General features: G+C 75.0%; 5 protein-coding genes and 1 pseudogene. 5 read left to right on the top strand and 1 reads right to left on the bottom strand.

What is annotated here, in order from left to right; genetic code table 11:
* Nucleotides 1-159, top strand: a pseudogene (locus ACY0I8_RS14755) (HNH endonuclease); the annotation flags it as partial.
* A 68-nt stretch (nucleotides 160-227) separates the two neighbouring features.
* On the top strand, nucleotides 228-1,085 hold the full coding sequence (locus ACY0I8_RS14750) for a Rossmann-like domain-containing protein (protein ID WP_461395352.1): 858 nt from the start codon (nucleotides 228-230) through the stop codon (nucleotides 1,083-1,085).
* Here the strand turns inward: ACY0I8_RS14750 and ACY0I8_RS14745 are convergent.
* On the bottom strand, nucleotides 1,066-2,232 hold the full coding sequence (locus ACY0I8_RS14745; RefSeq protein WP_461395351.1) for a TraB/GumN family protein: 1,167 nt from the start codon (nucleotides 2,230-2,232) through the stop codon (nucleotides 1,066-1,068). The two genes, ACY0I8_RS14750 and ACY0I8_RS14745, sit on opposite strands and share 20 nt — an antisense overlap.
* A gap of 705 nt (nucleotides 2,233-2,937) precedes the next feature.
* Between ACY0I8_RS14745 and ACY0I8_RS14740 the strand changes: the two genes are divergently transcribed.
* From ACY0I8_RS14740 to ACY0I8_RS14730, 3 genes are all read left to right on the top strand, one after another.
* Nucleotides 2,938-4,932, top strand: a complete 1,995-nt coding sequence (locus ACY0I8_RS14740) for a TonB-dependent receptor plug domain-containing protein (protein ID WP_461395350.1) — start codon at nucleotides 2,938-2,940, stop codon at nucleotides 4,930-4,932.
* Nucleotides 4,933-4,941: 9 nt separating this feature from the next.
* Nucleotides 4,942-5,448 carry a YfiR family protein gene (locus ACY0I8_RS14735; protein ID WP_461395349.1) on the top strand — a complete coding sequence of 169 codons (507 nt, stop codon included), beginning with the start codon at nucleotides 4,942-4,944 and terminating at the stop codon, nucleotides 5,446-5,448.
* A partial coding sequence (locus ACY0I8_RS14730) for an ATP-binding protein (RefSeq protein ID WP_461395348.1) occupies nucleotides 5,445-7,106 on the top strand: 1,662 nt, incomplete at its 3' end. The genes ACY0I8_RS14735 and ACY0I8_RS14730, both read left to right, overlap by 4 nt.

Here is a 7,106-nt window from a genome sequence, read left to right as displayed (position 1 = left end):
GCCGGCATGCAGCTCCTCGCGGTGCCCTTCACCCCCAGCCACGCCGAGTACATCTATCTCCAGGGCCGCCGGGTGCTGGCCGACCAGATGGAGTTCCTGCTCCACCACATCCCCCCCACGAGCCCCTTCCACGAGCGGCTGAGGCTGTACCGGCACTGATCCGGAACCAGGGCCCCGCGGGTCGACGGATGGGGAACGGCGCGGCGGGGCGCATCAGAGGAGGTCCCATGGGCGTCCTGGCGGAAGCGAGATCCCTCCTGGCGGAACGGTTGGGCCCGGTCGGCCGGGACCTCCGGGTGGACCGGGTGGTCGTGGGGCTCTTCTTCACCGGGGTGCGGCTCTCGGACGGCTCCGGCGGCGTGTGCTACACCCCGGTCAAGGACATTCCCCAGGCGGTGTGCTGCCCCACATCGGCCGGCCGCACCTTCGACCCGGTGCGGGTCCGGGGCATGGGGGTCTGGGAGATGCTCGAGGCCCTGGAGTCCCGGGAGCCGATCAAAACGGCCGTGGCGATCGCCTGCCTGAACGCCCTGAGCGCGAGTTGGTGGGCCCGGGCGGCCGACCTCCCGTACGAGATCGAAACCGGGAGGGACGCCCAGGACGCGATCCCCATGCCGCCCGAGGCCTCCGTGGCCGTGGTGGGCGCCTTCGTCCCCGTGCTCCGGCGCCTCAAGGAGCGGGGCGGCACCTGGTGGGTCGTGGAGCAGGACCCGCGCACCCTGAAGCCCGACGAACTGCCCCATTATGTGCCGGCGGCCGAGGCGGGGGCGGTGCTCGGCCGGGCGGACGTGTTGGTCGTCACCGGGGTGACCCTGGTGAACCACACCCTGGAGGCGATCCTGGCCGCCGCTAAGCGGGGGGCCGAGATCGCGGTCATGGGCCCCACGGCCAGCATGGTTCCCGACCCCCTTTTCGCCCGGGGGGTGCGGGTGGTGGGCGGCGTGTGGGTCCGCAGGGCCGACGAGCTCCTCGACGTCCTGGCCGCGGGCGGCTCGGGGTACCACTTCTTCGACACCCTGGCCGACCGCATCGTGATCCGGCGGCCGGGCGGGTTCCCGTCTTCCCTCACCCCACCAGGTTCTTGAGCCACCCGAACGCCACGAAGGTGCCCAGGGCGCTGCCCAGGTTGGAGAACAGGAACACCAGGAGCACCCGGGCCACCCGGTTCGTCCACCAGCCCTTCCAGTGGGAGAGATCGTCCAGGAGCCCCTCGAGGTCCCGGACCCGGGGCCGCCCGGCCCAGGCCTGGACGACGCCCGTGACCATGCCGGCGCCCATCGTGGGGTTGAGCGAGGTCAGGGGCGCGGCCACGAAGGCCGAGGCCACGGTCAGGGGGTGGCCCAGGGCGGCCGCGGCCCCGGCCGCGGCCAAAAGGCCGTTCGCCAGGACCCAGGCCCAGGCCGCCTCCCGGAGGGCCTTCGTGTCGCCGGCGGCGAACCCCGCCAGAAACAGGGCCACCACGATCGCCGGAAGGATCCAGGGGAGCGCCCGGGACACGGGCCCCCGGGGCGGGAGTTCCTCCAGCGCGGCCGGATCGCCCGGGTCCTCGGCCGAGGTGAGCCACCGGGCGATCCCCGGCACGTGGGCCGCCCCCACCACGGCGAGCACCCGGGTGCCGCCGGAGGCCAGGATCTTGGCGGCCATGTACCGGTCGCGCTCGTCCACCAGCACGGCCTTGGCCTCGGGCGCCGCCTGGGCCATCTCCTCCAGGAGGGCCGAGAGGGTGTCGGCCCGCCGGAGGCGCGCCAGGTCTTCCTCGTCCACCCCCCCGTCCTCGAAGGCGCTCGCCAGGAGCGCCCCCGCGATCCGGAACCGCCGCCAGAACCCGGTGCGGCGCCAGGCCCGGAGCAGGGTGAGCCGGATCGGCCGGTCCACGAGGTCCACCGGGATCCCCCGGGCCTCGGCCCCCTCCACGGCCGCCAGGAGCTCCGCCCCGGGCCGCACGTCGGTGCCGAAACCCAGGCGTCGCTGGAACGCGGCCAGGGCGAGGTTCGCCAGGAGCAGGGGACCCTGGCCGGCCCGCAGGGCCTTGACCAGGTCGAGCCGGCGCCAGCGGTCCGGATCCCGCAGGGCCCGGAGCCGGTCGGGGTCGAGCTCCACGCAGACCCGGTCCGGCCGTATCTCCTCCAGGGCCCGCTCCACGGCCTCGACGCTCCGGCGCGACACGTGGGCCGTGCCCAGGAGCACGATCTCGCGGCCGCCGACCTCGATGCGCTGCCACTCGGGTTCCATGACTCCTCCGGTTTCCAGCTCCGGCAGGCCGCGAGGCGGCCCGCGCGCAGGAACAATGATTTTCCACCCCCGGTCGGACGGGATGTCTCCCCAGCCCGGGCCACGGGACCGGAGACCGTGCCAGGGGCCAGAGGACAGACGACAGAGGGTTCCCTGACCTCTGACTTTGACCCCCGATACGGCAGCCGCTCCCACGGCTTCGCCGGCGCGATGGCGCCGGAATCCCGCATGTCCTTAGCCGTCTAGCCGCCGAGCAGCCCAGCCGCCTAGCCGAAGTTCCCCGGGAGGGGCGGACGCGCCATTCTACGGGCCGGTTCGGGGCGGGCCAAGGGGCCCGGTTGTTTCCCCCCCGCCGGATGGGGTAAAAGCACGGGAACTCTCGGTCGAAAACAGGGTACGATCCCGAAACCCCAGCCCGGCGGAGGTCCCATGGCCGAAGGACCGCACCCTAGTGGTCCGTCTCACAAAAAAGCGTGCACATTGCGGCGGTGGGGCTGGGGGGCCGACGAAGCGCGACGGCCGAGCAGTTCGGGCCGCCCGGCGCCAGGGGAGCGGCCGCGGCGCGTGCCCTCACGCGCTGCAGCGGACCGCGCCGAGGCGGCCCCTGCGAGGCCGTTCAGCGAAGGAGGCGCCCCAGCCCCACCCCCACCCCGTGGAAAAACTACCGGATTTCGGGAACGCCTCACTAGGCCCCGGCGCGCCCGCGTGCGGGGGGCCGCCCTCGCCCTGTTGCTGACCCTCGGATTCGCCGTCCCGGCCGGGGCCCGCGATCTCACGGCGCTTCCGCTCGAGGCCCTTATGGAGATCCGGATCACCTCGGCGGCCCGGAAGCCCCAGAGCCTGGCCGAGACGGCGGGGCCGGTCACGGTGATCACCGCGGAGGAGATCCGGCGTTCGGGGGCCACGACCCTGCCCGAGGTCCTGCGGATGGTGCCCGGGCTCCACGTGGGGCGGCTCACCGCCAACACCTGGGCCGTGTCGGTCCGGGGGTTCGACGGCCGGTGGGCCAACAAGCTTCTGGTCATGATCGACGGCCGCACCGTGTACTCGCCGCTCTTTTCCGGGGTGTTCTGGGACGCCCAGGACGTGCTCCTGGAGGACGTGGACCGGATCGAGGTGATCCGGGGCCCGGGCGCGGCCCTCTGGGGCGCGAACGCGGTGAACGGCGTGATCCACGTGATCACCAAGTCGGCCGCCGCCACCCGGGGGGGGTACCTGGAGGTCGGGGGCGGCGACGAGGAGCGGGGGTTCGGGGCCGTGCGCTACGGCGGCCGGTTGGGCGGCGGGCCGTGGGCCCGGATCTGGGCCAAGGGGTTCGACCGGGACGGGGCGGCCGACCCCTCCGGGGGGCAGGCCCCGGACGACTGGAGCCAGGTCCGGGGGGGCTTCCGCCTGGACGACGAGGGGGACGGCCGGGCCTGGACCCTGGAGGGGGAGATCTACCGGGGGCGGTCGGGGCTCGTCTACACCGTGCCGACCCCCGACCCCGACGCCGTGGCAACCTGGGCCGACGACGGCCGGCTGTGGGGCGGTCACCTCCGGGGCCGGTGGAGCCGGGAGGACGGGGCCTGGGGCCGGGTGGAGGCACGGGCCTACTACGACCGCACCTCCCGGGACGAGCCCATCGGCCGGGAGGAGCGGGAGGTGTGGGACCTGGACCTCCAGCACCGGTTCTCCCTGGGGACCCGAAACGACGTGGTCTGGGGGGGCGGGGTGCGGCTCTCGCGGGACCGGATCGACGGCACCCGGGCGATCCGGTTCGAGCCCGACCGCCGGACCGACCGGCTCTGGAGCGCCTTCGTCCAGGACGAGATCGCGCTCGTGCCCGACCGGTTCCACCTCATCCTGGGGGTACGGGCCGAGCACAACAGCTACACCGGCCCGGAGTGGCAGCCGGACGCCCGCATCCTGTGGCGGCCCGCGGCCGGCCACACGCTGTGGGCCGCCGTGTCCCGGGCCGTGCGGACCCCGAGCCGGGCCGAGGCCGACGCGGTGATGGCCGGGTACGTGCTGGGGGCCGGGAACCCGGCGAACCCCCTTCCGGCGATTCTCAGGCCCGAGTTCCGCGGGGACGACGGGTTCGGGAGCGAGACCGTGGTCTCCTGGCAGGCGGGGTACCGGGCCCGGTGGTCCGAGGCGCTCTCCACGGATGTGGCCGCGTTTCTGAGCCGGTACCGGGACCTTCGGACCATCGAGCCCCAGGTGATCGCGCCCGACCCCCTCCATCCGGGTTGGCTCATGGGGACGGGCGGCCCGGCCAACCGGGCCGACGCCGTGGCCAAGGGGTTCGAGGCCGAGGCCGAGTGGCGGGCGTGCCGGGCCTGGCGGCTGCGGGCCGCCTACACCTGGTTCCTGCTCGACATCGACCCCAACGGTTCCAGCGACTTCTCGGCCGAGTTCGAGGAGGGAAAGACGCCGCGCCATCAGGTGGACCTGCGCTCGTTTGCGGACCTTCCCGCGGGGTGGCGCCTGGACCTGGGGCTCCGGTACGTGGGGAGCCTGGAGCGCCGGGACATCCCGTCCTACTGGGGCCTCGACGCCCGGCTCGCCTGGGAGCCCGCGCCGGGGCTCGAGCTCGAGATCGTGGGCCGCGACCTCCTGGAACCCTCCCACCCGGAGTTCCCCCGGGAGGACTTCCTCCGGCTCGAGACCTCGGAGCCGGAGCGGTCGGTCTACGCCGCGGTGCGGGCGAGGTTTTAGGGCGACGGGATGGCGCGTTTCCAGGGGTGGGTGATTCTCTGGGCCGTCCTGTGGGCGGCCGCGGCCGGGGCGGCCGAGCCCGAGTACCGGGTGAAGGCCGCGTTCCTCTACCATTTCGCCCAGCTCACCACCTGGGAGCGCGCCGCCCCGGCCGAGGGGTTCGAGGTGTGCGTGGTGGGCGACGACCCCTTCGGCCCCGAGCTCGACCTCCTCGAGGGCAAACGGGTCCACGGCCTCCGGGTCGGGGTCCGGAGGTGCGGGCGAACCCCCTGCCGGTGCCCGGTGGTGTTCGTGGCCCGGAGCGAGGCCGCCCGCCTCCCCGAGGTGCTCGGGGCCCTCGACGACGGCGTTCTCACGGTGAGCGACATCCCGGGGTTCGCGGACCGAGGGGGCATGATCGAGCTCGTGGAGCGGGACGGGAGGCTCCGGTTCCGGATCCACCGGGGCCGGGCCGGGCAGGCGGGCCTCCGGTTCGACGCCCGGCTGTTGCGGCTGGCCGAGGAGGTGCTCCCGTGACCCGGTGGCTCCGGGACGCGCCCCTGGGGCGGAAGGTGGCCGTGCTCATGGTGGGGGGCGGGCTGTGGGTGACCGCGCTCGCCACGGCCGCGCTCGTGGCCTGGGAGACCCGGGCCGCCCGGGAGCAGGCGGCGGCCGCGGTGGAGGGGGTGGCCGCCGTGGTGGCCTACCACGTGGCCCCGGCCCTCGCCTTCGACGACCGAGCGGTGGCCCGGCAGGGCCTCGACGCGCTGCGGGCCGTGCCCGACGTGACCGGCGCGGTCCTGTGGAACGCCCGGGGGGAGGTGTTCGCGGCCTGGGGCCCGGGGCTGCCGGCGGAGCCGCCGGAACCGGGGCTGGGCTGGGAGGGGGAGGGGTTCTCCCTGACCCGCCCGGTCCGGCTCGAAGGGGAGGTGGTCGGGGCGCTCTGGGTGCGGTCCGGCCTCGCGACGCTCCACCAGAGGCTCGGCCGGTACGGCGCCGTCGCCGCCGCGGCGCTCCTGGTGGCCGCCGCCGCGGCGGTCGGGGCGGCCTGGCTCCTTCGGGTGGTCGTGGCCGACCGGATCCGGAGGCTGGCGGCGGTGGCGGAGCGGGCCGCCCGGGAGGGCGACTACGCCGTGCGGGCGAAGGACGACGGCCGGGACGAGGTGGGCGTTCTCGCCCGGGGCCTCAACCACCTGCTGGAGGCCGTCGAGATCCGCGAGGCGGAGCTCCGCCGGCACCGGGACCACCTGGAGGATCGGGTCCGGGAGCGCACCCGGGAGCTGCGGGAAGCGAAGGAGGCCGCCGAGAAGGCGAGCCGGGCCAAGAGCCGGTTCCTGGCCCTGGTGAGCCACGAGCTGCGCACCCCGCTGACGACGATCCTCGGGGAGGCCGACCTCGCCCTGCGGGGGGAGGGGGGTGATCCGCGGCCGCGGCTCGAGAGGATCCGGGACGCCGGACGGGCCCTCCGGGCCCTTGTGGAAGACCTTCTGGACGTCGGCCGGATCGAGGCGGGTGACGTGCGGCTGGAGGCCCGGCCGTTCTCCCCGGCCGGCGTGGTGCGGGAGGTGGCCGAGGCGTTTCGGGCGAGGGCCGAGGCCAAGGGACTCCTCCTTCGGGTAGAGGCCGGGGCCGGCCCTGAGGTTCTCGGCGACCCGATCCGGGTGCGCCAGATCCTGTGGAACCTCCTCGACAACGCGATCAAGTTCACGGAGCGGGGCTGGGTGGCGGTCCGCTCCGGGGCCGGCCCGGAGGGCGGGGTGCGGTTCGAGGTGGAGGACACCGGCCCGGGCATCCCGGCCGCCGACCGGGAGCGGGTGTTCCGGGCGTTCGAGCAGGGGGAAGCCCTCGACCGCCGGCACCACCCGGGCGCCGGGCTCGGGCTCCCGATCTGCCGGAGCCTTGCCGGGCTCATGGGGGGCACCGTGGCCGTGGCCGACGGCGCGGAGGGCGGGGCCCGGTTCCGGGTGGATCTGCCGCTGCCCCCGGCCGAGGCGGGGCCTCCGGCCGATCTGCGGGGGCTTCGGGTGCTGGTGGCCGAGGACAATCCCCTGAATCGGAGCCTCGCCCGGGCGTTTCTGGAGACCCTGGGGTGCCGGGTGGAGGAGGCCGCCGACGGGGAAGCCGCCCTCGCGGCCTGGAGCCGGGGGCGGCCCGACGCCGTGCTCCTCGACTGCCAGATGCCGGGGGTGGACGGG

The organism is Deferrisoma sp., assembly GCF_054681715.1.
Note: the sequence above shows the minus strand (reverse complement) of the source record. Positions and strands in the feature narration are given on the sequence as shown.